The 26,274-nt window shown below is 71.3% G+C and carries 23 protein-coding genes and 1 riboswitch; of the genes, 10 read left to right on the plus strand and 13 right to left on the minus strand.

Features of this window, described 5'->3' with window-relative positions:
- On the minus strand, nucleotides 1-358 hold a 358-nt coding region (locus tag AXK60_RS08850; RefSeq protein WP_175399968.1), incomplete at its 3' end, for a transposase.
- Nucleotides 359-730: 372 nt separating this feature from the next.
- Between AXK60_RS08850 and AXK60_RS08855 the strand changes: the two genes are divergently transcribed.
- Nucleotides 731-1,471: a hypothetical protein gene (locus AXK60_RS08855; protein ID WP_139057839.1), complete on the plus strand. Its 741-nt coding sequence runs from the start codon at nucleotides 731-733 to the stop codon at nucleotides 1,469-1,471.
- On the plus strand, nucleotides 1,468-3,087 hold the full coding sequence (locus AXK60_RS08860; protein WP_068570712.1) for a DNA polymerase Y family protein: 1,620 nt from the start codon (nucleotides 1,468-1,470) through the stop codon (nucleotides 3,085-3,087). Before AXK60_RS08855 ends, AXK60_RS08860 begins: the two co-directional genes overlap by 4 nt.
- A gap of 5 nt (nucleotides 3,088-3,092) precedes the next feature.
- Here the strand turns inward: AXK60_RS08860 and AXK60_RS08865 are convergent, their stop codons facing one another.
- From AXK60_RS08865 to AXK60_RS08875, 3 genes are all read right to left on the minus strand, one after another.
- Complete coding sequence (locus AXK60_RS08865) at nucleotides 3,093-4,388, minus strand: hypothetical protein (RefSeq protein WP_068570713.1); 1,296 nt, start codon at nucleotides 4,386-4,388, stop codon at nucleotides 3,093-3,095.
- Nucleotides 4,389-4,497: 109 nt separating this feature from the next.
- Nucleotides 4,498-5,766 carry a serpin family protein gene (locus tag AXK60_RS08870; RefSeq protein WP_175399969.1) on the minus strand — a complete coding sequence of 423 codons (1,269 nt, stop codon included), beginning with the start codon at nucleotides 5,764-5,766 and terminating at the stop codon, nucleotides 4,498-4,500.
- Nucleotides 5,767-5,802: 36 nt separating this feature from the next.
- Complete coding sequence (locus tag AXK60_RS08875; protein WP_068570717.1) at nucleotides 5,803-6,711, minus strand: amidohydrolase family protein; 909 nt, start codon at nucleotides 6,709-6,711, stop codon at nucleotides 5,803-5,805.
- A gap of 92 nt (nucleotides 6,712-6,803) precedes the next feature.
- On the opposite strand from AXK60_RS08875, the gene AXK60_RS08880 reads away from it, so the two are divergent.
- The 4 genes from AXK60_RS08880 to AXK60_RS08895 are packed head-to-tail and all read left to right on the plus strand — an operon-like array spanning nucleotide 6,804 to nucleotide 11,667.
- Nucleotides 6,804-7,268, plus strand: coding sequence for a MarR family winged helix-turn-helix transcriptional regulator (locus AXK60_RS08880; protein WP_068570719.1), 465 nt, complete (start codon nucleotides 6,804-6,806; stop codon nucleotides 7,266-7,268).
- 43 nt (nucleotides 7,269-7,311) lie between these two features.
- A complete protein-coding gene (locus AXK60_RS08885) occupies nucleotides 7,312-7,851 on the plus strand; it encodes a TetR/AcrR family transcriptional regulator (RefSeq protein ID WP_068570721.1) in 540 nt (179 codons plus the stop codon).
- A 56-nt stretch (nucleotides 7,852-7,907) separates the two neighbouring features.
- On the plus strand, nucleotides 7,908-11,195 hold the full coding sequence (locus AXK60_RS08890; RefSeq protein WP_068570722.1) for an error-prone DNA polymerase: 3,288 nt from the start codon (nucleotides 7,908-7,910) through the stop codon (nucleotides 11,193-11,195).
- Nucleotides 11,196-11,214: 19 nt separating this feature from the next.
- Nucleotides 11,215-11,667, plus strand: coding sequence for a nuclear transport factor 2 family protein (locus tag AXK60_RS08895; protein ID WP_068570724.1), 453 nt, complete (start codon nucleotides 11,215-11,217; stop codon nucleotides 11,665-11,667).
- Here AXK60_RS08895 and AXK60_RS08900 read toward each other — a convergent pair.
- Together AXK60_RS08900 and AXK60_RS08905 are read right to left on the minus strand one after the other, a co-directional pair.
- The gene (locus tag AXK60_RS08900; protein WP_231855403.1) at nucleotides 11,623-12,117 is read right to left on the minus strand and encodes a pyridoxamine 5'-phosphate oxidase family protein; all 495 of its coding nucleotides are present in this window, start codon (nucleotides 12,115-12,117) and stop codon (nucleotides 11,623-11,625) included. The two genes, AXK60_RS08895 and AXK60_RS08900, sit on opposite strands and share 45 nt — an antisense overlap.
- Nucleotides 12,114-12,557 carry a PaaI family thioesterase gene (locus AXK60_RS08905; RefSeq protein ID WP_068570726.1) on the minus strand — a complete coding sequence of 148 codons (444 nt, stop codon included), beginning with the start codon at nucleotides 12,555-12,557 and terminating at the stop codon, nucleotides 12,114-12,116. The genes AXK60_RS08900 and AXK60_RS08905 overlap by 4 nt, the downstream gene beginning before the upstream one ends.
- Nucleotides 12,558-12,615: 58 nt before the next feature.
- On the opposite strand from AXK60_RS08905, the gene AXK60_RS08910 reads away from it, so the two are divergent.
- Nucleotides 12,616-13,197 (plus strand): TetR/AcrR family transcriptional regulator, encoded by a 582-nt coding sequence (locus tag AXK60_RS08910; protein WP_068743555.1) that lies wholly within the window; start codon nucleotides 12,616-12,618, stop codon nucleotides 13,195-13,197.
- Nucleotides 13,198-13,202: 5 nt separating this feature from the next.
- Here AXK60_RS08910 and AXK60_RS08915 read toward each other — a convergent pair whose 3' ends face one another.
- Complete coding sequence (locus AXK60_RS08915) at nucleotides 13,203-14,057, minus strand: SDR family oxidoreductase (RefSeq protein WP_068570729.1); 855 nt, start codon at nucleotides 14,055-14,057, stop codon at nucleotides 13,203-13,205.
- Nucleotides 14,058-14,238: 181 nt separating this feature from the next.
- Here AXK60_RS08915 and AXK60_RS08920 point away from each other — a divergent pair, with 181 nt between their 5' ends.
- Entirely contained in the window at nucleotides 14,239-14,547 is a 309-nt protein-coding gene (locus AXK60_RS08920) for a winged helix-turn-helix transcriptional regulator (RefSeq protein WP_244881070.1), read from the plus strand.
- On the opposite strand, the gene AXK60_RS08925 is transcribed toward AXK60_RS08920, so the two are convergent.
- Both AXK60_RS08925 and AXK60_RS08930 read right to left on the minus strand, forming a co-directional pair.
- On the minus strand, nucleotides 14,528-15,409 hold the full coding sequence (locus tag AXK60_RS08925; RefSeq protein ID WP_068570734.1) for a patatin-like phospholipase family protein: 882 nt from the start codon (nucleotides 15,407-15,409) through the stop codon (nucleotides 14,528-14,530). The genes AXK60_RS08920 and AXK60_RS08925 overlap by 20 nt on opposite strands.
- Entirely contained in the window at nucleotides 15,406-16,008 is a 603-nt protein-coding gene (locus AXK60_RS08930) for a CHAP domain-containing protein (RefSeq protein WP_068570736.1), read from the minus strand. The genes AXK60_RS08925 and AXK60_RS08930 overlap by 4 nt, the downstream gene beginning before the upstream one ends.
- A gap of 41 nt (nucleotides 16,009-16,049) precedes the next feature.
- Here AXK60_RS08930 and AXK60_RS08935 point away from each other — a divergent pair, with 41 nt between their 5' ends.
- Together AXK60_RS08935 and metE are read left to right on the plus strand one after the other, a co-directional pair.
- Entirely contained in the window at nucleotides 16,050-16,283 is a 234-nt protein-coding gene (locus tag AXK60_RS08935) for a DUF167 domain-containing protein (protein WP_068570737.1), read from the plus strand.
- A 124-nt stretch (nucleotides 16,284-16,407) separates the two neighbouring features.
- A riboswitch (cobalamin riboswitch) is annotated at nucleotides 16,408-16,562 on the plus strand.
- Between the two features lie 158 nt (nucleotides 16,563-16,720).
- A complete protein-coding gene (gene metE, locus AXK60_RS08940; RefSeq protein ID WP_068570739.1) occupies nucleotides 16,721-19,009 on the plus strand; it encodes a 5-methyltetrahydropteroyltriglutamate--homocysteine S-methyltransferase in 2,289 nt (762 codons plus the stop codon).
- A 68-nt stretch (nucleotides 19,010-19,077) separates the two neighbouring features.
- Here the strand turns inward: metE and AXK60_RS08945 are convergent, their stop codons facing one another.
- From AXK60_RS08945 to prpD, 4 genes are all read right to left on the minus strand, one after another.
- Complete coding sequence (locus AXK60_RS08945) at nucleotides 19,078-22,464, minus strand: pyruvate carboxylase (RefSeq protein WP_068570849.1); 3,387 nt, start codon at nucleotides 22,462-22,464, stop codon at nucleotides 19,078-19,080.
- Nucleotides 22,465-22,558: 94 nt separating this feature from the next.
- The gene (locus AXK60_RS08950) at nucleotides 22,559-23,710 is read right to left on the minus strand and encodes a bifunctional 2-methylcitrate synthase/citrate synthase (RefSeq protein WP_068570741.1); all 1,152 of its coding nucleotides are present in this window, start codon (nucleotides 23,708-23,710) and stop codon (nucleotides 22,559-22,561) included.
- Nucleotides 23,710-24,645, minus strand: a complete 936-nt coding sequence (gene prpB / locus AXK60_RS08955; protein ID WP_068570744.1) for a methylisocitrate lyase — start codon at nucleotides 24,643-24,645, stop codon at nucleotides 23,710-23,712. The genes AXK60_RS08950 and prpB overlap by 1 nt, the downstream gene beginning before the upstream one ends.
- Nucleotides 24,645-26,147 carry a 2-methylcitrate dehydratase PrpD gene (gene prpD / locus AXK60_RS08960; RefSeq protein WP_068570746.1) on the minus strand — a complete coding sequence of 501 codons (1,503 nt, stop codon included), beginning with the start codon at nucleotides 26,145-26,147 and terminating at the stop codon, nucleotides 24,645-24,647. Before prpD ends, prpB begins: the two co-directional genes overlap by 1 nt.
- Nucleotides 26,148-26,274: the final 127 nt, after the last annotated feature.

Genomic DNA, 26,274 nt, shown 5'->3' on the forward strand with positions numbered 1-26,274 from the left:
ACGCCGCAGCGATCGCCGCCAACGCCGCGTCGACATCGCCTGCTAAGGCGGTGATCAGCCGCGACACCGTCGGATCGGAGGCGACCTGGCCCATCACCTGTGGTTGGGTGCGGAGCTGATCGAGGTCGGCCAGGCAGTCCCCGCCCGCCGCGATCGACACCGCCAGATCAAGCACCGTCTTCCCCGGATCGTGGATCGCGTTCGGCTTGCGCCACGGCATCAACGCACTGGTCAGAGCCGCGGTCAGACCGACCGTCTCGGCGGTACGAAGCAACAGCACTGTCCCGGCATGCGAGACGAGGTTCGTTCCGGCCGCGTCGACCGACACCTTCGGGTAGCAGGACGTAGACTGACTCACCAGAAAGGTGCTCCTTCGAGACTGGAAATAGGTTGGTGTGGTAACCCCTATTCTTCCAGCTCAGAGCACCTTTCTTCATGTCCGACACGACCTCACCCGCGAAAGGCCGAGGCTAGACGTCTCCTTGGCCGTCGGTCGTGTGGCGAGATGATGCGTCCGGCGCATCACCTCGCTATGAAGACCCTCCTCACCTGCGAAAATGTATCGATGCGTCATGTGCATCGCCTCGCGGAACCTCTCCCACCTGGACGCTTGACGGCGCTCCGATCGCGGATCTACGCTGAGACTCGTATCGAACAGAAGTTCTAGTCACACCTTCCCTGTGACTCTGCTTCCGAACGTGGATCAGAACGTAGGGGAGGGGTGTGACAGGTGTCCGCACGTGTTCAAGCGATGGGCGGCAACCGCGAGGAGAAGCTCGCGGAGCTGCGCAAAAGGCTCGCGGCGCTGCCGGAGAAGCATCGTCCGGGGAAGGCTCAGGCGCCGCAGGGGCCGCCGCTGCAGGAGGAATCCGCGCAGCTCGGTGCCGTTCCCGCCGCAGGTGTGCTCCCGGTGCACGAGGAACTCGCCGCGCTGCTCCCGGGCGGCGGCCTGCCCCGCGGGAGCATCGCCACACTCGAGGGTGCGGGCTCGCTCGCGGTCTCGCTGGTGGCCACGGTCTCGCGGGCCGGCGCCCGCGTCGCGCTGTGCGGGGCGCAGGGCTTCGGCATGGCCGCGGCACTCGAACAGGGGGCCGATCCGGAGCGGATCGCGCTCATCGAGGGGCCACTGGGGGATCCGGTGGCCGTCGCGTCGATCCTGCTCGACGGTGCCGATGTGGTGCTGTGCGAGCTCGGTGGCATCGCGGTGCCGCCCAGCCGTGGCCGGGCGATCGCCGCCCGCGCCCGTTCTCGGGGCTCGGTGCTGCTGGTCACCGGTGGCACGTGGGAGGGCGCCTCGCTGCACCTCGGCGCACGCGTCCAGGGCTACACCGGCCTCGGCGCCCGCCCCGGTCGCGGGCGGATCCGCGGGATCGACCTGGTCTTCTCCGCGCGCGGCCGCGGCTGCCGCAACCCCTACCGGGGCGCGGCGGGCACGGCACCGTCGGACACCGGGCTGGCGGTGGCCCGATGACCGCCCCGCAGCAGGCGCTGCAGACCCTGCCGCAGCCGAGGGCTCAGCGCATCCTCGCCCTGTGGTGCCCCGACTGGCCGGCGGCCGCGGCGGCGGCCGATGCCGATCTCGCGCCCGATCGCCCCGTGGCGGTGCTACACGGGAACCGGGTGGTGGCGTGCAACGCCGCGGCCCGTGCGGACGGGGTGCGGCGCGGCATGAAGCGCCGCGAATCGCAGGCCCGCTGCCCGGACCTGCACGTCGCGCAGGCCGATGAGGGCCGGGACGCGCGGATCTTCGAGCCCGTCGCGGGTGCCGTGGCCGCGCTGATCCCGCTCATCGAGGTCCTGCGCCCGGGGCTCGTGGTGATCCCCGCGCGCGGCGCAGCCCGGTTCTTCGGCGGCGAGGAACAGGCGGCGGAACGCCTCGTGGACGCCGCCTCGTCCGTGGGCGCGGAGTCGCTCGCCGGCATCGCCGACGAGGTGTTCACCGCGGCCCTGGCCGCCCGCCGCGGCGTCGTTGTGCCGCCGGGGGAATCGGCGGCCTTCCTGGCCCCGCTGGCCATCGCCGAACTGGGGGCCGAGCCGGCGCTCGCCACGGAGGACCGCGCCGACCTCATCGACCTGCTGCGCAGGCTGGGGCTGCGCACCCTCGGCGTCTTCGCGGCGCTCTCCGCGACTGACGTGGCCACCCGCTTCGGAGTCGACGCGATCGCCGCGCACCGTCAGGCCCGGGCGGTGGCGGACAGGCCCCCGTCCACCGCGGTGCTGCCGCCCGGGCTGGAGGCGGAACTGCGGCCGGACCCGCCGATCGGCCGCGTCGACGCCGCTGCCTTCGCCGGCCGCGCCCTGGCCTCGGAGCTGCACGAGAAGTTGTCCGCGGCGGGGATGGCGTGCCTGCGGTTGGAGGTGTCCGCGATCGCGGAGAACGGCGAGCGGCACACCCGCATCTGGCGCTGCGCCGAGCCGCTCACCCCCGACGGCACCGCGGACCGGGTGCGCTGGCAGATCGACGGCTGGCTCACCGGAGGCCGAGGTAGGCAGGGCGGCCCGGGCGCCCCGATCGTCCTGCTGCGGCTCGAACCCGTCGAGGTGGTGGACGCCGGGGCGCTGCAGGCCGGCATGTGGGGCGACGAGGGCGACGGTGCCGCCCGCTTCCGTCGCGCCCTGGTCCGGGTACAGGGCCTCCTCGGCGGCGAATCGGTACGGATGGGGGTGCGCAGCGGCGGCCGCGGCCCCGCTGAGCGGGTCACCTGGGTGCCGCTGGGCGACGAGACGGTCCCGGCTCGCGACCCGGACGCGCCGTGGCCGGGCCGGATGCCGGAACCTGCGCCGGCGGTGCTGATCACGGGCGCGGCGGTCACCATGACCGACGCCGCGGGCGACGCCGTCCGGGTCACCGAACGCGGCGGCTTCACCGGCGAACCCACGCATCTCACCTGGGGATCGCGGGATTGGGTGCTCAGCTGGTGGGCGGGACCGTGGCTGGTCGACGAACGCTGGTGGGCACCCGACGCCGCCGCCGAACCCCGCGCCCGTGCGCAGGTGCTGCTCGAGCCCGCACCCGGCCGCGACGACGGCCGGGCCCTGCTGCTGCAGTACGCCGGCGGATGGGAGGTGGAGGGCGTGTACGAGTAGCGCGCCTAGCCCGCGCTGCCCGAGAAGGCCACCGAGAGATACGGATTGGTGTCGTCGGAGGGCGCGGGCCGGAAGCGGTTCCGACGGTGCTTGGCCGGCTTCCCCGGCAACGCTGCGGTGTCCTCGGCCGACGGTGCCGTGCCCGACTGTGCCGCAGGCGCATGCGCGTCGCCCTCCGGCGCGGTTCCAACGATGTCGGTCCCGGCGTCGTCGTCCTCGGCCGGTGGCAGTACACGGTGGTGCCCGGTGGCGAGGGCTTCGTCGGTGTCCACCGGCTCGGGCGCTGTCGGCGCCACAGCCGCTGCGACCGCAGGGGCCTGCGCCGTTGCCGCCTCCCGGCGGCGCAGCCGGTGCGCGACGCCGAGCGCGACGAGATAGGTGACGGTGCCTGCCGCACCGCCCGCGACGAGCGCCCAGGCAAGGGGACGGGCGATGCCGGGGTCGGGCGCCGGTGCGGGTGCGCTGGTCACCGAGCGCAGGCGGGTCTGGGTGAGGGCGAGCTGGCCGTCGATGGCGCCCAGCGCCGTCTTCAGTTGTCCCACACCGGTGGTCAGGTTGGTGATGGAGGTGTTCACGTCCTTGCGGGCGGAGGCCAGCTTGGTCAGGCCGTCCCGCAGCTGCCGGGCCGCGCTGCGTGCGGAGGTCAGCGAGGCATCGGCGTTGGCGGAGGCGCTGCTCAGGCTGCTCGTCATGCCTGCGAGCGTGCTGCGCAGTCCGGCGACGTCATCGAGGGCGCCCACGCCCTTCGAGCCCGACAGCGCGCGGTCGAGCTGCGCGACCGCCTCGGCGGAACCGGGAGACGGGTGCTCGACGAGCCGTCCGCGCAGCGCGACGAGCGCCGCACGGGTGCCCGCCGCCACCTGCTGCAGGCCCTGCGTCCGCTCGAGCGCGCCGCCGAGGGTGGCGGTGGCGCGGTTCACCTGCGCCAGTGCGGCGGACAGTGACGACGCCTCGTCCAGTCCCGAGACCAATTGCTGGGAACCGGTTTTCGCAGTGTCGATGCTGTCGAAGATCTGCGGTACCGAGCCCGCCGAGGTGTTCAGGCCGTTGCCGGCGGAGACCACGGCGCTCGACAGCAGGCCGAACAGGGTGCGCGATTCGTCGGCGGCCTTGAGGGCGACGCGCGTGTTCTCGGCGTTCTCCCGTTCCTGCGCCGGAGCCGGCGGAGTGGTCCCGGCGGCCACGAGGAAGACGGCGCCGCCCGCGACGAGCGCGACCATGACGGCGAGCAGCGCGGTGCCCGTGAGGGCCCATGCCGAACGGGCCGCCGCGCGGAGCGGGCGGGGGAGCTTCGAGGTCATGCCTCAACCTTAACGTGAAGTCGAGACTTTGGTTGAAACCGCAACCGGCATCACGGTTTTGACATCGCAAGTCGTACGCGTACGGTGGGCGTCGACCAGGAAGCGGGAGTCAGGAGCCCGGTCGGTCGACGGTGCCCATGATCAACGGGAGTCCGGTCGCGGTGTCCACCACCGCGTACGCGAAGGCGCGGTCCACCGCGAACGGGGCGGGCCCGGGGTCGGTTTCCGGTGCGGTCGCGGTCGCGGTGTCCGACGCGGTGCCCTTCTCGCCCACGGTGAACACGGCGGCGGCACGAGCGTCGGCCACCGTCGGTGATCCGGGCGCGATGCCGTCGAGGCCGGGCCCGGCGAACAGCCCCGTCAGGCCCGCGTCGCGGAGCGGGTCGACGAGCGGGGTCCAGGACGTCGAACGCCACTTCGGAAGGCTCACCTCGTGCGGGACCGACGGTGCCGCCGCGAGCGCGATCCGAGCGGCCGTGAACCGGCCCTCGCTCGCGGCATCGGCGACCGGCGTGCCGGGCGCGGGTAGCACGATCTGCAGCGCCAGCGTGGTGCCGTAGTCGAGCTGCAGCGCGGAGAAGCCCTCGCCGGCGGCCACCCGCGCGGGCACCGTGCCGCGCAGGGTCGGCGGATCGACCACGGCACCGTCGGCGGCTGTGAACGGCGACGGTCGCGTCCGGGCGGCATCGAACGGGAAGCGCCACGCCGCAGCGAGATACGCGGTGGACACGGCGGCCAGCCGGGTGTCGGAGCCGGTCTTCAGCGGCGCTGAAGTGAGCGTGCTGCCGGTGTTCACCGCGACCCATTCCCCGAGCGGCTCGCCCACGTCCTGGCGGAAGTCCACTGGGTAGACGCCGGTGCCGTAGGAGGCGGACAGCGCGTCCAGGTACGCCGGCCGCACCCGGCGGTCCTCGGGCTCCTTCGCCGTCAGCAGCGCCACCTGCGACTGGAACAGCGGCGACGCCGGCGGCGAGGTGGCGGGCACCGTGCCGGGATCGCCCGCCCACTGCGCGGTCTGGCCCGTCAGGGCCGCCATCGCCCGCGGGAGGTCCTTCGCGGCACCGAGCCCGGCACCGTCGAGCTGCGCGGCGGTCTCGCCCTCCGCGCCGGCCCGCAGCATGCCCAGGAGGCTCAGCACGGACCACGGGGAGACGGCGGTGCTCGCGGCGCGGGTGTCGCGGGCCGCCAGCTGCGCGCCGAGGCGGGTCGCGGTCGCGACGAGCGCCGTCACGTCATCGCGGGTCTCGTCGATCCCGACCTGCTCGAACTCCGTCTTCGAGCGGTCGAGCGACAGCGCCTTCGGCGACGACGGAGCGCCGCCGCACGCCGCGAGGGTCCCCGCGACGATCAGCGCCAGCGCGGCCCGTCGGATCTGCATGAGGGCCATCGTAACGACCGCTGCATCGACAGCCGTTCAGTCGCCCGCGCGCTCCAGCAGGGCGCGGCCGTTGTGCCACAGCACCTTGCGCATCCAGTCGTCGCCGAGGCCCAGGCGTGCCAGCCCGAAGAGCTGGTGCGCGTAGGGGTACGGGATGTTCGGGAAGTCGCTGCCGAGCACCACCTTGTCGGCGAGGGCTCCGAGTCGCTCGACGTAGCCCGGAGGCATGGGGGCGGTTCGCAGGGTGAAATCGGTGGCGGCCATGGTGGTGTCGAGGTACACGTGGGGGAACTGCTCGGCGAGATCGGCGAACCGCTCGTACTCGGGCATGCCGAGGTGGGCGATCACCAGCGTGAGGTCGGGGTGGCGCCGCAGCACCTCCGCGACCCGGTCGGGCCCGGTGTAGGGGCCCTCCACCGGACCGGACCCGGCGTGGATGACGACGGGGATCCGCGCGGCGGACAGGACCTGCCACGCGGGATCGAGCAGCGGATCGTCCGGCGCGAAGACGCCCACCTGGACGTGCATCTTGAACAACCGCGCACCGTCGGCGATCGCGGCCGCGACGTACTCCCCGACCCCGGGCTCGGGGTAGAGGGTGGCGCAGGGGATCGCGTCGGGCACGCGCCGTGCGAACTCGGCGCACCAGTCGTTGAGCCAGACCGCCATGCCCGGCTTGTGCGGGTACGTGAGCGCGGGGATCGCGCGGACGCCCATGCCGCGGATGAGCTCCAGGCGGGTGGCCTCGTCGAAGCGGTAGGCGATGGGCCACTCGCGCCCGTACTCGGCGCTCGCGCGGTCGAAGAAGTCCCACACCTTGACCAGCATGGGCTCGGGCAGGAAGTGCACGTGGATGTCCGAGAGGCCGGGGAGGCCGAGCGCCTCGAGATAGGCGGGGATGTCCGCGTCCGAGGAGGGGCCCGGCGTCGTGCTCGGTCGGCTCATGCGAACCGACTCTACCGACTCGGTGATGGACCGTTCACTGGAATCGGCAGCCGCTAAACTGCAGCGACGATGTGATGTTTCGGGGGTGCGACATGAAGGCGGACGCGGGGAGTACCCGGTGGTTGTCCGATGAGGAGATGAGGGCGTGGCTGCCGCTCATCAACGTCGCCATGCGGCTGCCCGCGAAGCTGGACACACAGCTCCGCGTCGACGCGGGCATCACCCACTACGAGTTCATGGTGCTGGCCCAGCTGTCGCAGGCGCCGGACCGCACACTGGGGCTCTCTGCGCTCGCGGAGGCCGCCAACTCGTCGCCCTCGCGCCTGTCGCACGTACTGCGCAAGCTGGGCGAGCGCGGCTGGCTGGTGCGGCGCGCCGAGGGGCGTTCAGCGTACGCCGAGCTCACCGACGCGGGCTTCGCCGCGCTCGACGGTGCCGCCCGCGGCCACGTCGAGGAGGTGCGCCGGCTGGTCTTCGACCACCTGACGGACCGGGACGTCGCCGCGGTGCGGGTCGCCCTCGCCAAGCTCACCCCCGGCCTCGCCGACGGGGCCTGAACGCGTTCTACTTCGAACGTAGTATCGGGTACAGTTCTCGCCCATGGGCAGGCGCGACGAGGTGTTGAACGGGGCGATCGAGGTGCTCGGCACGCTCGGTCTCCGGGGACTGACGCACCGCGCGGTCGACAGCGCCGCGGGCGTGCCCGCCGGGACGGCGTCCAACTACTTCCGCTCGCGCGCCGCGCTGGTGCGCGGGATCGTCGATCACATGGTCGAGGAGGATCTCACCTTCTGGGCGGCCTTCGAGGGCGTCGAGAAGTCCACGCTCGAGGAGGTCGCCGAACGGCTGGCGGAGTTCGTCCGCTGGTCGATCGACGGAGGCCGGACGCGGGGTGTCGCCCGGCTCAACCTGTTCGCCGCCGCGTCGGTCGAGCCGGACCTGCGGGAACCGCTACGGCGCGGGCGTCGCGCGGTGGAGGAGGTCGGCGAGAAGATCGGCGCCTCCATCGGCCTCGGCATCACCGAATCCGCGCTGGTGATGGATGCCACCGACGCCCTGGTCACCCGGCAGCTCGCCATGCCGATCGAGGGTTATGACCCACTTCCGGCGCTGAAGGTGCTCCTCACGCGTCTGCGGTGACTCCTTCGTGTTCGAGCATATTGAACACATCGAACACGTGAGCGTATTGTTGAGGTGTGGGTTGGGGTAGCGGGCCGCGGAGCTGGTCGGAGATGGAGCGGGTGCTCTCCGGTCGGGCTCCGGTGCGTCGCGCGGAGGAACCCCCGGGCGACGGTGGCGATGCGCCGGCGTGGTCCCGTAAGCGCGAGGCCTACGTCCCGGCCGGCGGTGCCCCAGGGTTCTCCCGCGTGCCGTACGCCGAGCTGCACGCGCATACCGCGTTCAGCTTCCTCGACGGGGCGGCGCAGCCCGAGGAGATGGTGGAGCAGGCCCACGCGCTGGGCCTGAAGGCGCTCGCCGTCACCGATCACAACGGCTTCTACGGCGTGATCCGGTTCGCCGAGGCGGCACGAGAACTCGGCGTTCCCACGGTGTTCGGAGCCGAGCTGTCGCTGGAGCACGATGCCGAGCGCACCGGTTCCGAGGATCCGTCGGGCGAGCATCTGCTCGTGCTGGCCCGCGGGCAGGAGGGCTACCGCCGGCTGTCGCGGGCGATGGCCGAGGCGCACATGGAGGCGGGGGAGAAGGGGCTCCTGCGCTTCCATCCGGATCGGCTCGCCGAATGGTCGGGCGGCCACTGGCACATCCTCACGGGATGCCGCAAGGGTGCTGTTCGCAGGGGGCTGCAGGTCTCCGGGCCCGACGGTGCCGCCGCCGCCCTCGCGCGGCTCGTCGACCGGTTCGGCCAGGACCGGGTGAGCATGGAGCTCACCGTGCACGGCGTCCCCGAGGACGACGAGCGCAACCACCTCCTGGCCGGGGTCGCCGCCCGGATGGGGGTGGGCACCGTCGCCACCACGGGGGCGCACTTCGCGAGACCGGACCAGCGCCGCCTCGCGTCCGCGCTCGCGGCCATCCGGGCCCGCCGCAGCCTCGACGAACTGGACGGATGGCTGCCGGCCACGGGCGGCGCGCACCTGCGCTCGGGCGATGAGATGGCGCTGTTGCTGCCGGAGCACCCCGGTGCGATCGCCGGTGCTGCGGAGTTGGGGGCGGAATGCGCGTTCGAGATCGCGTTGATCGCGCCGAACCTCCCGCCCTTCGACGTTCCATCCGGACACACCGAGGCCACCTGGCTGCGCGAGCTGACCCGGCGCGGCGCACTGGAGCGCTACGGTCCGCCGGAGCGGAACCCGAAGGCCTACCGGCAGATCGAGCACGAACTGAACGTGATCGAGACGCTCACCTTCCCGGGGTACTTCCTCATCGTGCACAGCATCGTGCGCTTCTGCCGCGAGAAGGACATCCTGTGCCAGGGGCGGGGGAGCGCCGCCAACTCGGCGGTGTGCTTCGCGCTCGGCATCACCGCGGTCGACCCGATCGCGAACGAGCTGCTGTTCGAGAGGTTCCTGGCGCCGGAACGCGACGGTCCGCCCGACATCGACGTCGACATCGAGTCCGATCGCCGTGAGGAGGCGATCCAGTTCGTCTACACGAAGTACGGCCGCGAGTACGCCGCGCAGGTGGCCAACGTCATCACCTACCGCGGTCGGTCCGCGGTGCGCGATACCGCACGAGCGCTGGGCTATTCGCAGGGGCAGCAGGACGCGTGGAGCAAACAGATCTCCAGTTGGGGCTGGCGGAAGGATCCGGTGCCCGAGGGCATCCCGGACCGCGTGGTCGAGTTGGCGGCGCAGATCGCCGATCTGCCGCGACACCTGGGCATCCACTCCGGTGGGATGGTGATCTGCGACCGTCCCATCGCCGATGTGTGCCCCACCGAGTGGGCCCGCATGGAGGACCGCAGCGTGCTCCAGTGGGACAAGGAGGACTGCGCCAACATCAAGCTGGTGAAGTTCGATCTGCTGGGGCTCGGCATGCTCAGCGCGTTGCACTACATGCAGGGCCTCCTCGAGGAGCACAAGGGTATCGAGGTCGATTTCGCGAAGCTGGACCTGAAGGATCCGAACGTGTACGAGATGCTCTGCCGCGCGGACTCGGTCGGTGTCTTCCAGGTGGAGTCGCGGGCGCAGATGGCGACCCTGCCCCGGTTGAAGCCGCGGAACTTCTACGACCTGGTGGTCGAGGTCGCGCTGATCCGGCCCGGCCCCATCCAGGGCGGCTCGGTGCATCCGTACATCCGCCGCCGCAACGAGCAGGAGGAACCCACGGTCGAGCACCCGTCGATGTGGAAGGCGCTGAAACGCACCCTGGGGGTGCCGCTCTTCCAGGAGCAGCTCATGCAGCTCGCCGTCGACGTGGCCGGGTTCAGTCCCGCGGAGGCGGATCAGTTGCGCCGAGCGATGGGCTCCAAACGCTCCGTCGACCGGATGGAGCGATTGCGCGATCTGTTCCGCGCGGGCGCGAAGGAGCGGCACGGCATCGAGGAGGATGTGGCAGACCGGATCTTCGAGAAACTGGTGGCGTTCGCCAATTTCGGTTTCCCCGAGAGTCATTCGCAGTCATTTGCGTCACTGGTCTTCTACTCGTCGTGGTTCAAGTGCTATCACCCCGCGGCCTTCTGCGCGGCGCTGCTGCGCGCGCAGCCGATGGGCTTCTACTCGCCGCAGTCCCTCGTCGCCGATGCGCGCCGGCACGGTGTCGTGGTGCACGGGCCGGACGTGAACGCCAGCCTGGTGTGGGCGAACCTGGAGAATGCGGGGCTCGAGGTGCGGCTCGGCCTCGGTGCGATCCGCACCATCGGTGACGAGCTCGCCGAGCGCATCGTCGCCGAGCGGGACGCGTGCGGTCCGTATGCGAACCTGGTGGATCTCACATCGCGAGTGGAGCTCACTGTGGCGCAGGCCGAGGCGCTGGCCACGGCGGGGGCGCTGGACTGCTTCGGTCGCGGCCGGCGGCGAGAGCTCTGGGAGGCAGGGGCAGCGGCGAGGGAACGCCCGGATCGGCTGCCCGGCACTGCGACTGCAGGGGCTCCGCCGACGCTACCCGGCATGAGCGAGTCAGCGCTCGCCGCTGCGGACGTGTGGGCGATGTCCGTCACTCCGGGGAAGTACCCGACGGAGTTCCTCCGTCCCACGCTCGATGCGCTCGGGGTCGTCGTCGCCGACAGACTCCTGTCGCTGCCCGACGGTGACCGCGTCCTGGTGGGCGGGGCCGTCACGCACCGGCAGCGGCCGGCCACCGCGGGCGGCGTCACCTTCCTCAACCTCGAGGACGAGACGGGCATGGTCAACGTGGTGTGCAGCCCCGGGCTGTGGGCGCGGTACCGGCGCCTCGCGCAGTCGGCGCCCGCGCTGCTGGTGCGGGGGAAGCTGCAGAACGCGGAGGGGGCGGTCACCGTCGTCGCCGACAGGCTGCAGCGCATGGACCTGTCCGTGCCCTCTCGCTCCCGCGATTGGCAGTGAGGCTAGCCTCAGAGGAGTGATGGAGGAGGCGTACGAACCCGACCGCGGCACCGCCCCGCGCCTGCGGGGAGTTCTCGAGGAACTGCGCCGCCGTGAGCCCCTCTTCCACGGCCCGGCGTGGAGCACCCTCGCGGACTTCGATGATGCCGTCGCACCGGACTTCTGGGAGGTCGGCGCGTCGGGACGGCGGTACAGCCGCGAGTACGTCCGGGAGGTGATCGAGCAGCGGTTGATCTCGCCGCCGGACGAATCCGACTGGGAGACCAGCGAGTTCCAGGTCCGCGCTCTGGGCGCTTCCGTCTACCTGCTCACGTACACGCTGGCGCAGGGCGACCGGGTCACCCGCAGGCTCACCGTGTGGCGGCGCCGGGAGAACCGCTGGTCCGTCATGTTCCACCAGGGCACGCCGGTCGCCTGCGGAGATGAGTCACCGACTCGTCATGGTGCCCAGGCGGATCGGGCGCACGGATGAGACGGCCAGGTCACGCACGCGGGTGAGATCCGACCACATGGTCCGACCGCCGCGGAGCCGTGCGAGCGGCCCGACGATCGCCCGGAACCGCTCCGCCTCGTCCGGGGCGGCGCGCCGGCTGGGACCGACGGTGCTCGTCAATTGCACCCCCGGCGTGCGGTCGAAGTGCCCGCGCACCAGGGCACGACCCCATCTGATCGGTCCGGAATCGACGGCCAGAATCGTGATGCGGGGATCGGCGGTCACATTGCGGGCGAGGTGGACGTTGAAGACGTCGATGTAGAGACCGGTGTGACTGCGCGTGTCCAGCAGAACCGATCCGATCGGCGTCACGTGCGGCGAACCGTCGGGGTTGAGAGACGCGACGGCGCAGTGGAAGGACGAGAGCCGCGCGCGACGCACCGTGTCGAGCGCGAGCGCCCAGTCCGCATCGGTGATCTGCGCGTTCACGCGGCGGCGCCCCGGGGTGAGGTGGCGAAGACCGTGCCCCGCGCGATCGCGCAGAGGGCGGCCGCGCCGGACCCGCCGTTCTCGTTCCGGATCTCGACTGTGACCACGGCGTGCGACCGGGCGCGGTGCACGACGGACGCCCGCGCCCGCAGTCGTCCCGATCTCGCCGCTCGCAGGTAGCTCACGTCCATGCCGCCGGTGAGTACGTCGGCGCCCAGGACCGACCCGGCGGCGAACGTGAGGACGTTGTCGGCGAGATACGCCAGTACGCCGCCGTGTGCGACTCCGAACTGCTGGCGGTGCCGGTCCTCGATGTCGAGGACGAGTTCCGCCTCGCCCTCGCCGAATCGGGTGATGCGAGCGCCCACCAGATCGTTGAAGGGCTGGGCCGCCAGGATCGCGGCTGCCGTATCGAGGGTGATCCGAGCGGTGCCCGTCATCGGTCCTCCTGTTTTAGTGATTACTCTCTAAAACAGGTCTAGCATAGGATCTACGGCCATGGGAAGGCCGAGGATGCACGACCCGGACGAGCTGCTCGACGCCGCCGTACGGCTGTTCGCGCGGGACGGAACGCGGGGCCTGACGGTGGCCGCGGTCGCTCGGGAGGCCAAGTCCCCCAGTGGATCCGTGTACCACCTCTACCCCGGGCGCCCCGCGCTGCTCGCCGCCGTCTGGCTCCGCGCGGTCCGCCGGTTCCAGGACGCGTACACCGCAGCCTGGGGCGACATCGGGACCGCCGCGGAGGCGGCCGCGAGCGTGCACTGGGTCGTCGACCGGTGCCGCGCGGATCTCGGAGAGGCCCTCGTGCTGCAGGCGGGGCCGCAGGCCTTCGCGGTCGACGACTGGCCTCCCGCGACGGCGGAGGAGTGGGCGAGACTCAGCACCGAGCGGGCGGTCGCGACCGGCGCCATCGTGCGTCGCGTCTCCCGTGACTGCGGGTTGCCGCGCGCCGACGTGTTCTTCGCGATGTACGACGTGCCTCTCGCGGTGCTCCGCCGATACCTCCTGGCCGGCGAGCCGCCCCCCGCGAGCGCCGCCGACGTGGCGGAACGGCTCGCCGGCAGGCTGCTCGCCGGGTGACAGGCTCAGACGAGGGCTCGCAGGCCGTCGACCAGCGGTGTGGTGGGCCGGCCGATGAGCCGGGAGAGGCTGCCGTCGGTGCCGGCCAGCGCGCCGTTGCGGATGCCCGTGTCGATCGCGGCGACGAATCCCGCGGTCCCCGGGTCCAGTCCCGCGGCTTTCAGGCCCGTGACCCTGTCGTCGAGCGAGACGTCGCGGAACTCGACGGTGCGCCGCGTCACCTCGGTCATCGCAGCAGCGAGTTCGGTGTAGTCCCAGGCGGTGTCGCCGCCGAGCTCGTACACCGAGCCGAGGTGACCGTCATCGAGAAGGACCACCGCCGCCGCGTCCGCGAAATCGCGCCTGCTCGCCGAAGCCACTCGTCCGGCCCCCGTGCTCGCGGCGAGGACGCCGGTAGCGCGCGCCGCCTCCAGGTCGCTCGCGTAGTTCTCGGTGTACCAGTTGTTGCGCAGGATGACGGACGGCAGCCCCGAGGCGACTATGGCCTCCTCTGTCGCCTTGTGCTCGGGGGCGAGCACGAGGTCCGTCGTGGTGGCTCGGGGTGCGCTCGTGTAGACGAACTTCGAGACACCGGCGTTCCTCGCCGCATCGATGACACTCCGATGCTGCGCGATCCGGTGCCCCACTTCGGAGCTGGAGATCAGTAGCACGGCGTCGACGCCCTCGACGGCCGCACGCACGGTGGCCGGGTCGTCGTAGTCGAGTCGGACGACGCGGACCCCGCGATCAGTGAGATCCGCGGCCTTCGCGGTATCGCGGGCTCCGGCGATGATGTCCGTCGGCGCCGCGCCGCGGTCGAGGAGGCCGTCGACGACGAGGCGTCCGAGCGCTCCAGTGGCTCCGGTCACGAGGATGGTCATGGTGTTCCTTCCGTAGGTGGTCGTCGACTACAACCGGACCTCGCATCCCTAACATTCCACATCATGGGTACCCACTTTCATGTAAGGTACGTACCTAATGGAAAGTTATGTCGATGACCTCGCCAAAGGCTCCCGGCTCTTCGACCAGGGGTGCAGCTCTCGGGTCGTTCTGGACCATGTGATGAGCAAGTGGGGCGTGCTCGTGCTGGCGAGTCTGACGGCGGGGACACTCCGCTGGGGCGAGTTGCGCCGAGCCGTCGACGGGATCAGCGAGAAGATGCTCGCTTCCACGCTGCGGACCTTCGTGGTGGACGGCCTGGTCCACCGCGAGTCGTTCCCGACGGTGCCGCCGCACGTCGAGTACAGCCTCACGCCGCTCGGCGTGGAGTTGATGGACCGCATGCTGCCCCTGCTCGCGTGGGTCGAGGGCCACGCCGACGCGATGATCGGAAGCTCGTCGCCCGAGCGGACTACGCGCGCAGGGCGGTGAGCGCGGCGTCGCGACCGAGCTCGACGGCGCGGGAGATCAGTGGACCGTCGTTCGAGAGGCGGCCGACGGCCGGGCTGCCCTCCGGAACCCAGATCTGCAGCACCTCGGCGGTGCCCGGCACGACGGGGCCGGGCGGAGGCGCGGCGCGCCGCGCGGTGAAATAGGCGTCCAGGATCCACTTCTCGGCCCGCGAGCCGCGGCGCGCGGCCTCGGCCGCCTCCTCGACGGTGCGCAGTACCACCAGGTGCGTGGCGCCCTGCTCGATCGGTGTGGCCAGGGGGACCTTCTCCGCGAGCCCGCCGTCGAGGAACTCCCGCCCGGCCAGGCGCACCGGGGGACCGGCGAGCAGCGGCAGCGCCGTCGTCGCGCGCAGCGCGGTCCGCACGGACGCCGCGTCGACGAGGTACGGGGACAGGTCGGCGACGCGTCGCGTGTGCGCGTCGACGGCCAAGGGGTGCAGGCTGATCGGGTTGTCGAGGATCGCCGCGAAATCCATGGGCGTCACGTCGGAGTACACCCGGTCCACCAGATGGCGGGTGTCCACGACGACGCCGCCGCGCAGGGCGCGCCGCGGGTGCACCACCCGCTCCGCGAGAACCGCGTCCCAGCCCCACGAGGGCAGCCACCGCAGGCCCTCCCCGGACAGGAGCCATGCCGCGTTGAGCCCGCCGCCGGAAGTGCCGTAGACCGCGTCGAAGGCGGGGAGCAGCCCCGACTCCTCAACGGCCATCGCCATTCCCGCCGAGTACGCCGATCGCGAGCCCCCGCCCTCGATGGACAGCGCGATCCGCAGCCCGTCCGAGCGTGCTCCCGGCGTGCTCCCGGCGGCGATCCGCGCCCGCAGCGCGTCGAGCACCGTCATCGGACGGGCACCCCGTACCCGACGATGCCGAACGTGTCCGCCACTCGGTAGGTCAGTGCGCTGATCCCGCCCGCCTGGTTGCCGCCCACCGTGGTGACCGTGTCACCGTCGACGGACACGACGATGTTCGTGTGCTGCCGCAGTTGCGGGTGTTCCGGTGCGTACAGCACCACGTCGCCGGGCTGCGGGCGGTACGGCGTCGCGGGCTCCAGCTTCCCTGCCTTCTGGAAGTACTCGGTGAGCGTGTACACGCCCGGAATCCGCCAGGTGCCGGAGTTCGGGTTGCGCAGGGGCAGGCCGGAATCGCGGAGCACCGTCGAGACGAAGTCGGCGCACCACGGCTCCTCGACGCCCTCCGAGTAGTACGTGCCGGGCCGGTTCGCGTCGAACTCCCGCCGCAGATTCTCGATGATGCGAATCCTTGACGGGTCGAGCCCCGCCGTGCTGACAGTGGGGAAGGTCCGCGGCTTCAGCTCGGCGGGGAGATGCCGCGAGAGCGGTGTCTCATGGGCCGTGGACCACCACACGACACCGCCCGCCAGCACCACCAGTACGGCGAGCGCCGCCGCGACGCTCAGCCCGATCCTCCGCATCCCCATGAATCCACTGTACTCAGTGGCGAACCTGACATCATGGACCGATGAGCCCGCACACTGTGACCTGCACGATCAAGCCGGGCAGCCGCAAGGGGCCCGTCGTCGAGGTCGGTGATGACGGCACGCTCACCCTGTTCGTTCGCGAACCCGCGACCGAGGGGAGGGCGAACACGGCGGCCGTCGCTCTGCTCGCCGCCCATCTCGGGTTGCCGAAGTCCCGGGTTCGCCTGATCGCCGGGCGGACGAGCCGGCTCAAGCGGTTCACCGTCGACGACTGATCCGGACGGGAGACGGCCGAGCCCGCTCCGGGCGTGCCGACGCACGGCAAGGATGCACGAAGTGGCATGCTGGAGACGCAGCTGGTCTGCCGCCCGAGGCCTCGGACGCGGCATCGAAGCGCGCGGTGCGCCGCGACGTGAAGAGGGAACCCGGTGGGAATCCGGGACTGTCCCGCAGCGGTGAGCAGGAACGAAAGTCGCGACGACGCACTGGGCCCCGGTCTGGGAAGCAGCGACCGGTAGGAACGAGTACGAGGCCTGCGAGTCCGAATACCTGCCCGCTGTACCGGACGCGCCGCGTCCGGTGGTGTGCCGCCTCGTGGAATGGGCGTGCGACCGCAGGAGGACGGGACGTCGACAGGCGGGCTCGTCGTCGTGCGTACGTGCGCCCGGACAGGCGGTCGCCGCCCGCTACGCACGAAAGGAACGGTCCACCTGTGACCGCACCGAACTTCACCCGCACCGTTCTCGGTGTTCCCCGCATCGGCCCCCGCCGCGAGCTCAAGCGCGCCATCGAGGGCTACTGGAAGGGCTCCGTGAGCCGCGCCGATCTCGAAACCACCGCCGCGGGCCTGCGGCGCGACGAGTGGGCCCGTCTGGCCGCCGCCGGACTGGATTCCGTGCCCACCAACACCTTCAGCTACTACGACCAGATCCTCGACACCGCCGAGCTGCTCGGCGCCTTGCCGCCCCGCGTTGCGGGCATCGAGGACCGGCTCGACCGCTGTTTCGCCGCCGCGCGCGGCACCGCGGAGGTCACCCCGCTCGAGATGACGAAGTGGTTCGACACGAACTACCACTACCTCGTGCCCGAGATCGGTCCGGACACCGTCTTCTCGCTGCATTCGGAGAAGGTCCTCGACGACCTCGATGAGGCCCTCGCGCAGGGCGTTCCGGCGCGCCCTGTCGTGGTCGGCCCCATCACCTTCCTCGCGCTGTCCAAGGCCGTCGACGGTGCCGGCGACCCGCTGGCCCGCATCGACGAGTTGCTGCCGCTCTACCGCGACCTGTTCGCGCGGCTCGCCACCGCGGGCGCGCAGTGGGTCCAGCTCGATGAGCCCGTGCTGGTCAGCGAGGCGGGCCTGGCCCTCGCCGACACCGCCGCGAAGGTCTACGGCGAGCTGGCGTCCGCCGTCGAGCGGCCGTCGATCGCGGTCGCCACCTACTTCGGCTCGCCGGGGCCCTCGCTCGCCGCGCTGGCAGGTACCGGAGTCGAGGCGATCGCCGTCGACCTGGTGACCGATCCCGCCGTCGTCGAACTCGTCGCGGGGACGCCGGCACTGGCGGGCAAGCTGCTGCTCGCGGGCGTCGTCGACGGACGTAATGTCTGGCGCACGGACCTGGAGGCGGCGCTCGCCACCCTGGGAACGCTGTCCGGGTCCGCCGCGGCGTTGGCCGTGAGCACGTCGTGCTCCCTGCTCCACGTCCCCTACACCGTCGCCGCCGAGACGGCACCCGAGCCCGCGGGCGCCGAGGGGGTGCGCGCCTGGCTGTCCTTCGCCGAGGAGAAGATCGGCGAGGTCGTCGTCCTGTCCCGTGCGCTCACCGAGGGCCGTCCCGTGGTGGCTGCCGAGTTCGCGGAGAGCGCCGCCGTGCGCGCCGCACGCGAGGCCGACGCCCGCCTGAACGACGGTGCCGTCCGCGACCGGCTCGCCGCACTGCGCGCCGCGGGCACCGGCCGGGCCGCCGCCGCGGAACGCGCGGTCGCACAGCGGGACCGACTGGGTCTCCCGCTCCTGCCGACGACCACCATCGGCTCCTACCCACAGACCGGTGCGATCCGTGTCGCGCGCGCGGATCTGCGCGCCGGGCGCATCGACGAGGCGGAGTACGTGCGCCGCATGCAGGCGGAGATCGCCGACGTGGTGAAGCTGCAGGAGGATCTCGGCATCGACGTCCTCGTGCACGGCGAGCCCGAGCGCAACGACATGGTGCAGTACTTCGCCGAGCGGCTCGAGGGCTTCCTCGCCACCGACAACGGCTGGGTGCAGTCCTACGGCACCCGCTGCGTGCGGCCTCCGATCCTGTACGGTGACGTGCGCCGCGCCGAGCCGATGACGGTCTCCTGGATCGCCTACGCGCAGACGCTGACCGAGCGGCCCGTCAAGGGCATGCTCACCGGCCCGGTCACGATCCTCGCGTGGTCCTTCGTGCGCGACGACCAGCCGCTCGCCGACTCCGCCGATCAGGTGGCGTTGGCCATCCGGGACGAGACGGTCGACCTCGAGCGGGCCGGCGTGAAGATCATCCAGGTGGACGAGCCCGCGTTGCGCGAGCTGCTGCCGCTGCGCGCCGCGGACCGTCCGGCCTACCTGGACTGGGCCACGGGCTCGTTCCGGCTGTCGACCTCGGGCGTCGTGGACGACACCCAGATCCACACGCACCTGTGCTATTCGGAGTTCGGCGACGTGATCGGCGCCATCGCCGATCTCGACGCGGACGTCACCTCGATCGAGGCGGCCCGCTCGCGCATGGAGATCCTGGACGACCTCAACGAGGCGGGCTTCGCCAACCAGGTGGGCCCCGGCGTCTACGACATCCACTCGCCCCGCGTGCCCGCGCAGGACGAGGTCGAGGCCTCGCTGCGCGCGGCGCTGGAAGCCGTTCCCGCGGAGCGCCTCTGGGTGAATCCGGACTGCGGCCTCAAGACCCGCGGCACGGAGGAGACCGTGGCCTCGCTGCGGAACCTGGTCGCCGCGGCGAAGGCCGTCCGCGCGACGCTGTAGTCCGGCGCTCGACGACGAGGGCCCGGCCGCGCGAACGCGGCCGGGCCCCTTGGTCTCTCCGGTGGCTCCTAGGCGTCGATGACGGCGACGAGATCGCCACCGTCGACCTGGGTGGGCCCGGCGAGGGCGACGCGGCTGACGGTGCCCGCGACGGGGGCCGTGATCGCGGCCTCCATCTTCATCGCCTCGATCGTGGCGATCTGATCGCCCACCTCCACCGTGGAGCCCGCGTGCACCGTCGGGGTGACGACGCCCGCGAAGGGCGCGGGGATGTGCCCGGGGTTGCTCTTGTCGGCGCGCTCCGCGGCGGGTACGTCCGCCTGAACGGCTCGGTCCCGCACGGAGACGGTGCGCAGCTGCCCGTTGAGGGTGCAGACCAGCGTGCGGTTGCCGTGCTCGTCCGGTTCACCGACGCCTTCGAGCTTGATGAGCAGTTCGACGCCGGTGGCGAGCTGGACGCGGTGCTCCTCGCCCTGCCGTAGCCCGTAGAGGAACTGGTTGGTCGAGAGCTTGGAGACATCGCCGAATTCGGCGAGGTGCTCGGTGAACTCGCGCATCGGCCCGGGGAACAGGAGCCGGCTCAGGGACGCCCGGCGCTGTTCCGAGGTGCCCTCGAGTTCGGTGGCCTCGTCGGCGGGGACGTCGCTGACCGGTGCGGCTTCGGCGCGGCCCTCGAGGGCGCGGGTGCGCAGCGGTTCGGGCCAGCCTCCGGGCGGGGTGCCGAGCTCGCCGCGGAGGAAGCCGATCACCGAGTCGGGGATGTCGTACTTGCCGGGGTCGGCGGCGAACTCGTCGGCGGAGACGCCGGTACCGACGAGGGCGAGGGCGAGATCGCCCACGACCTTCGACGACGGAGTGACCTTGACCAGCCGGCCGAGCATGCGGTCGGCCGAGGCGTAGGCGTTCTCGATGTCCTCGAATCGCTCGGCCAGGCCCAGCGCTCCGGCCTGCTGCCGCAGGTTCGACAGCTGCCCGCCGGGGATCTCGTGGTGGTAGACCCGCCCGGTGGGGGCCTTGAGTCCGGACTCGAACGGCGCGTACGCGCCCCGCACCGCCTCCCAGTAGGGCTCGAGCGCGCAGACCGCGTCGAGATCGATCCCCGTGTCCCGGTCGGTGTGTGCGGTGGCGGCGACGATAGAGGACAGCGAGGGCTGGCTCGTCGTCCCCGACAGCGGGGCGGCGGCACCGTCGACGGCGTCCGCGCCGGCCTGCCAGGCGGCGAGGTAGGTGGCCAGCTGCCCGCCGGGGGTGTCGTGGGTGTGCACGTGCACGGGGAGGTCGAACTCCTTGCGCAGCGCCGTGACCAGCTTCGTGGCGGCCGCGGGCCGCAGCAGGCCGGCCATGTCCTTGATGGCCAGGACGTGCGCGCCCGCCTTGACGATCTTCTCCGCGACACCCAGGTAGTAGTCGAGGGTGTAGAGGCTCTCGCCCGGGTTCGCGAGGTCGCCGGTGTAGGAGAGGGCGCCCTCCGCGATGGCCCTGTCCGTGGCGAGCACGGCCTCGATCGCGGGTCGCATCTGCTCGACGTCGTTGAGCGCGTCGAAGATCCGGAAGATGTCCACACCCGTGGCGGCGGCCTCGGCGACGAACGAGTCCGTCACCTGTTGCGGGTACGGGGTGTAGCCCACGGTGTTACGGCCGCGCAGCAGCATCTGCAGGCAGATGTTGGGCATGGCCTCCCGCAGCGTGGCCAGCCGCTCCCACGGGTCCTCGTGCAGGAACCGCAGCGCCACATCGTAGGTGGCGCCGCCCCATGCCTCGACGGAGAGCAGCTGCGGCATCATCCGTGACTCGTACGGGGCGATCGTCGCCAGCGCCGAGGTCCGCACACGTGTCGCCAGCAGTGACTGGTGCGCATCGCGGAAGGTCGTGTCGGTGACCGCGAGCGCGGTCTGCGCGCGCAGGTCCGCGGCGAACCCGGCGGGGCCGAGCTTCGTCAGGCGCTGCTTCGAGCCGTCCGGTGCCGGGGCGGTCAGGTCGATCGCGGGGACCTTGTCGGAGGCGTACACCTTGGTCGGGCGGGTGCCGTGCGGCTTGTTGACGGTGACGTCCGCCAGGTAGCGCAGGATCTTGCTCGCCGTGTCCGAGGAGCCCCGCGCGGTGAGGAGCTCCGGGCGCTGCTCGATGAAGGAGGTGGTGACCTCGCCCGCCACGAACGCGGGATCGGCCAGGACCGCCTGCAGGTACGGGATGTTCGTCGCCACGCCCCGAATGCGGAACTCCGCCAACGCCCGCCGGGCGCGGACGATGGCCGTGGCCCGGTCCCTGCCGCGAGTGGTCAGCTTGACCAGCATCGAATCGAAGTGCGGGCTGATCTCCGCGCCGACGGAGGTGCCACCGTCGAGGCGGATGCCCGCGCCGCCCGGCGTCCGGTACGCCGACACCCGGCCGGTGTCCGGGCGGAAGCCGTCCGTCGGGTCCTCCGTCGTGATGCGGCACTGCAGCGCGGCCCCGTTGAGGCGGATCGCATCCTGCGTCAGCCCCAGCTCGGGCAACGTGGAACCCGAGGCGACCTTGAGCTGTGCGGCCACCAGGTCGACGTCGGTGACCTCCTCGGTCACGGTGTGCTCCACCTGGATCCGCGGGTTCATCTCGATGAACACGTGCCGGCCCTGCGGGTCGACGAGGAACTCGACGGTGCCCGCGCACGAGTAGCCGATCTGCGTGGCGAAGTTCACGGCGTCCGTGCACAGGCGTGTGCGCAGCTCCTCCGAGATGTTCGGCGCCGGCGCCATCTCGATGACCTTCTGGTGCCGGCGCTGCAGCGAGCAGTCCCGCTCGAACAGATGGATCACGTTGCCCGCGGTGTCGGCCAGGATCTGGACCTCGATGTGCCGCGGGTCGATCACCGCCTCCTCGAGGAACACCGTCGGATCGCCGAACGCCGATTCCGCTTCCCGCGAGGCGATCTCGATCGCGTCGCGCAGGTCCTCGATCACGGCGACGCGGCGCATGCCGCGCCCGCCGCCACCCGCGACCGCCTTGACGAAGACGGGGAAGTGCATGTCCTGCGCGGCGCGGAGCAGCTCGTCGACGTCCGAGGACGGCGCCGTCGAGGTCAGGACCGGCAGGCCCGCCTCGCGGGCCGCGGCGATCGCCCGGGCCTTGTTGCCGGTCAGTTCCAGCACCTCGGTCGGCGGACCCACGAACGTGATGCCGTTCTCCGCGCAGGCCGAGGCCAGGTCCGGGTTCTCCGACAGGAATCCGTATCCCGGGTAGACCGCGTCGGCACCGGCCTGCTTCGCGATCCGGATGATCTCGTCGACACTGAGGTACGCCCGGACGGGATGCCCCTCCGAACCGATCTGATACGCCTCGTCGGCCTTCTGCCGGTGCGGGGAGTTGCGGTCCTCGTACGGGTACACGGCGACGGTTCGCGCGCCGCTCTCCACCGCTGCGCGGAATCCGCGGATCGCGATCTCGCCTCGGTTGGCTACCAGGACTTTCTTGAACATGTTCACGCTCCACCGGTCTTCGTGGGACTTCGACGTCTTACCTCAACGCCCGGGGCGATGGCCCCGGGCGCTGTCGTACTCGATGATATGGGGCCTACGCCACCACCGGGCGCTGTTCCACCCCCACGTACTCGCTGAGCGGCCGGATGAGTGCGTTGGCCTCGGTCTGCTCGATGATGTGGGCCGTCCAGCCGGTGATCCGTGCCATCACGAAGATCGGTGTGAAGACCTCCGTGTCGAATCCCAGCAGGTGATACGCGGGCCCCGTCGGGAAGTCGAGGTTGGGCTTGATGCCCGTCGCATCGACCATCGTCTTCTCGAGGATGTCGTACATCTCGACGAAGCGAGCGCCGTCGGTCCGGTTCGCGATCTCGAGGAACGACTGCTTCATCGTGGGGACGCGCGAGTCGCCGTTCTTGTACACGCGATGCCCGAAGCCCATCACCTTCTCCTTGCGCTCGAGCTTGCCGCGCATCCAGGATTCGGCGGCGCAGGGATCGCCGATCTCCTCCATGTCGTGCATGACGGCCTCGTTCGCGCCGCCGTGCAGCGGACCCTTCAGCGCGCCGATGGCGGCGGTGACGGCGCTGTAGATGTCCGACATGGTGGACGTGACAACCCGGGCAGCGAAGGTCGAGGCGTTGAAGCTGTGCTCCGCATAGAGGATCAGCGAGACCTCGAAGGCCTTCACCAGCGCCGGCTCGGGGACCTCGCCGAAGCACATGTTCAGGAAGTTCGCCGCGAAGCCGAGCGTGTGGTCCGGCGCGATCGGCTCCAGGCCGCGTCGGCGCCGCTGATCCGCCGCGACGACCGTCGGGAGGACTGCGAGCAGGCGCAGCCCCTTGGCCTGGAGCGCGACGGGATCGCGGTTCCACTCGTCGGTGTCCTCTGCGCCGAGGTAGCTCACCGCAGTGCGGACGACGTCCATCGGATGGCAGGTCTCGGGGATCCGCGCCACCAGGCTCAGCAGCGACCGGTCGGCGCGGCGCGCCGCACGCTCCCGCTGCGTGAAGAGCGAGAGCTGCGCGTCGGTCGGGAGCTCGCCGTTCCACAGCAGGTAGGCCACCTGCTCGAAACCGCAGTGCTCGGCGAGGTCCTGCACCGCGTAGCCGCGATAGGTCAGGGAGTTGGTCTCCGGCACGACCTTCGAGACCGCCGTCGTATCGACGACGACGCCGGCGAGGCCCTTGCGGATGTCCGGCGGGCTGGAGGCCGAAGGCCGACCGGGGGAGGTTGCAGGTGTCATCACTGGTTTCCCTTCAGCTGGAAGTCGAAGATGCCGGAATCGAAGTCGTTGTAGCGCTCGTACTGCAGGAGCTCGTACAGGCGGCTGCGGTGCTGCATCCGGTAGAGGAGTTCCTTCTGGGTGCCCTGGGCTGCGATCTCGCGCAGGCCATCTTCAGCGGCGAACATCGCCAGGCGCAATGTGGTGACCGGGTAGATCACCGCGTTGTAGCCGATGGACTCGAGGGTGCCGGCGTCGATGAGGTCGGACTTGCCGAACTCGGTCATGTTGGCCAGCAACGGGATGTCGACGGCCGCACGGAAGCGCTCGAAATCGGCTGTGGTGTAGAGGGCCTCGGTGAAGATCAGGTCCGCGCCCGCGCCCGCGTAGGCCTTCGCCCGCTCGACGGCCGCGTCGATGCCCTCGATGCCCGCGGCATCGGTGCGTGCGCAGATCACGAAGTCCTGGTCCCGGCGGGCCGCGACCGCTGCACGGATGCGGCGGACGGCCTCGTCCGTCGGAACCACGGCCTTGCCGTCGAGGTGGCCGCACCGCTTCGGATTCACCTGGTCCTCCAGGTGCAGGCCGGCGAGGCCCGCGTCCTCGAGAACGGTGACGGTGCGGGCCGCGCTCATCGGCTCGCCGAAGCCGGTGTCGGCGTCGACGAGGGTGGGCAGCTCGGTGACGCGGGCGATCTGCTGGGCCCGCATCGCGACCTCGGTGAGCGTGGTGAGGCCGATGTCGGGCAGGGCGAGGTCGGCGGCGACCACGGCGCCGGAGACGTACACGCCCTCGAATCCGATCTCCTGGATCAGCCTGGCGGTCAGCGGATTGAAGGCGCCGGGCAGCCGCGCGATGCGGTCCGACGCCAGTGCGGCGCGGAAGGCCCTGCGCTTGTCGCTCGCCGAGGCTCGGGCGGTGAGCAGGCCACCGACGCCGGTGTCGCCGCCGCTCATCAGAAGAGCCCCGGGTTCAGCTTCGGGGTGCGGGCGAGCACCTCGTCGGAGACGGTGAACGTCAGCTGGTCGAGCTCGCCGGCCCCGAGGGACGGGGTGCGCTGCGCGGAGTCGAGGAAGCGGTCCTGCTCGGCCTTCTCGATGACGCCGTCGGCGAGGATGCGGAACTTCTCGATGTACTGTTCGCGAGCGAAGGGCCGCGCGCCCAGCGGGTGCGCATCGGCCACGGCCAGCTCGTCGACGATGATCGCGCCGTTCTTCAAGGTGATCTCGGCGCGGGCGCCGAAGGCCTTCTCGTCGGGGTCGGTCGAGTGGTACCGGCGGGTCCACTCGGGATCCTCGGCGGTGGAGATCTTGTTCCACAGCTCGACGGTGTCGGGCCGCTGCGCGCGCTCGGGGGCGTAGGACCGCTCGTGGTGCCAGCCGCCGTCCTGCAGAGCGACGGCGAAGATGTACATCACCGAGTGGTCGAGCGTCTCGCGCGACGCGTGCGGGTCGAACTTCTGCGGGTCGTTCGAGCCGGTGCCGATCACGTAGTGGGTGTGATGGCTGGTGTGCAGCACGATCTTCTCGATCTGCTCGAGATCGCCCACGCGCTCACGCATCCGGCGCGCGAGGTCGATCGGCGCCTGGCTCTGGTACTCCGCGGAGTGCTCCTTGGTGTACGAGTCCAGGATGGCGCGCTTGGCCTCGCCGGCGCCGGGCAGCGGCACCTCGTAGACGGCCTCGGGGCCGCCGAGCAGCCACGCGATCACGCCGTCCTCGCCCTCCCAGATCGGCGACGGTGCGCCCTCACCGCGCATCGCACGGTCGACGGACTCGACCGCCATCTTGCCCGCGAACGACGGGGCGTAGGCCTTCCAGCTGGAGATCTCGCCCTTGCGCGACTGCCGAGTGGCGGTGGTGGTGTGCAGCGCCTGTCCGACGGCCTGGTAGACCGTGTCGGTCGGCAGTCCGAGCAGGGTGCCGATGCCGGCGGCGGCCGAGGGACCGAGGTGTGCGACGTGGTCGATCTTGTGCTCGTGCAGGCAGATCGCGCGCACCAGGTCGATCTGGATCTCGTAGCCGGTGGCCAGGCCGCGGATCAGGTCGGCGCCGGTCGAGCCCCTGTGCTGGGCGGCGGCGAGGATCGGCGGGATGTTGTCGCCGGGATGGCTGTACTCGGCCGCGAGGAAGGTGTCGTGGAAGTCGAGCTCGCGGACGGCGGTGCCGTTGGCCCACGCCGCCCACTCGGGGGAGAACCGGCCGGGGACGCCGAAGACGGTGGCACCGGGCCCGTAGGGGTGGGCGAGCGCCTGCGCCCGAGCATTGGCGACGGGGCGGCGCGTGACGGACGCGGCGGCGACCGAGGCGTTGTCGATGATCCGGTTGATCACCATCTCGGCGGTGTCGTCCGGCACGGCGACGGGGTCGGCGGCGACCTCCGCGATCTTCCAGGCGAGGTGCTCCTCGCGGGGGAAGGACTCGGCTGAGCGGCGGGTGCGCACGGTGTGCGTCTGCACGATGGGCTCCTCTGGGAAGGGAACGGGGGATCGATTCACACGCTATGCATCGACATGGCGACGCGAAACCGCTTGCAGATGTGGATCTCTGCGAAGCCGGATCCGAGACTTTGCGAAGATTGTGGAA

This window comes from Tsukamurella pseudospumae, assembly GCF_001575195.1.
GTDB classification, from domain to species: domain Bacteria; phylum Actinomycetota; class Actinomycetes; order Mycobacteriales; family Mycobacteriaceae; genus Tsukamurella; species Tsukamurella pseudospumae.

Excerpts from the sequence above, each read along its gene's own strand:
- AXK60_RS08860 (WP_068570712.1), top strand. The coding sequence starts at position 1,468 with ATGACCGCCCCGCAGCAGGCGCTGCAGACCCTGCCGCAGCCGAGGGCT.
- AXK60_RS08865 (WP_068570713.1), bottom strand. The coding sequence starts at position 4,388 with ATGACCTCGAAGCTCCCCCGCCCGCTCCGCGCGGCGGCCCGTTCGGCA.
- AXK60_RS08870 (WP_175399969.1), bottom strand. The coding sequence starts at position 5,766 with ATGCAGATCCGACGGGCCGCGCTGGCGCTGATCGTCGCGGGGACCCTC.
- AXK60_RS08875 (WP_068570717.1), bottom strand. The coding sequence starts at position 6,711 with ATGAGCCGACCGAGCACGACGCCGGGCCCCTCCTCGGACGCGGACATC.
- AXK60_RS08880 (WP_068570719.1), top strand. The coding sequence starts at position 6,804 with ATGAAGGCGGACGCGGGGAGTACCCGGTGGTTGTCCGATGAGGAGATG.
- AXK60_RS08885 (WP_068570721.1), top strand. The coding sequence starts at position 7,312 with ATGGGCAGGCGCGACGAGGTGTTGAACGGGGCGATCGAGGTGCTCGGC.
- AXK60_RS08895 (WP_068570724.1), top strand. The coding sequence starts at position 11,215 with ATGGAGGAGGCGTACGAACCCGACCGCGGCACCGCCCCGCGCCTGCGG.
- AXK60_RS08905 (WP_068570726.1), bottom strand. The coding sequence starts at position 12,557 with ATGACGGGCACCGCTCGGATCACCCTCGATACGGCAGCCGCGATCCTG.
- AXK60_RS08910 (WP_068743555.1), top strand. The coding sequence starts at position 12,616 with ATGGGAAGGCCGAGGATGCACGACCCGGACGAGCTGCTCGACGCCGCC.
- AXK60_RS08915 (WP_068570729.1), bottom strand. The coding sequence starts at position 14,057 with ATGACCATCCTCGTGACCGGAGCCACTGGAGCGCTCGGACGCCTCGTC.
- AXK60_RS08920 (WP_244881070.1), top strand. The coding sequence starts at position 14,239 with ATGAGCAAGTGGGGCGTGCTCGTGCTGGCGAGTCTGACGGCGGGGACA.
- AXK60_RS08925 (WP_068570734.1), bottom strand. The coding sequence starts at position 15,409 with ATGACGGTGCTCGACGCGCTGCGGGCGCGGATCGCCGCCGGGAGCACG.
- AXK60_RS08930 (WP_068570736.1), bottom strand. The coding sequence starts at position 16,008 with ATGGGGATGCGGAGGATCGGGCTGAGCGTCGCGGCGGCGCTCGCCGTA.
- AXK60_RS08935 (WP_068570737.1), top strand. The coding sequence starts at position 16,050 with ATGAGCCCGCACACTGTGACCTGCACGATCAAGCCGGGCAGCCGCAAG.
- AXK60_RS08945 (WP_068570849.1), bottom strand. The coding sequence starts at position 22,464 with ATGTTCAAGAAAGTCCTGGTAGCCAACCGAGGCGAGATCGCGATCCGC.
- AXK60_RS08950 (WP_068570741.1), bottom strand. The coding sequence starts at position 23,710 with ATGACACCTGCAACCTCCCCCGGTCGGCCTTCGGCCTCCAGCCCGCCG.
- prpB (WP_068570744.1), bottom strand. The coding sequence starts at position 24,645 with ATGAGCGGCGGCGACACCGGCGTCGGTGGCCTGCTCACCGCCCGAGCC.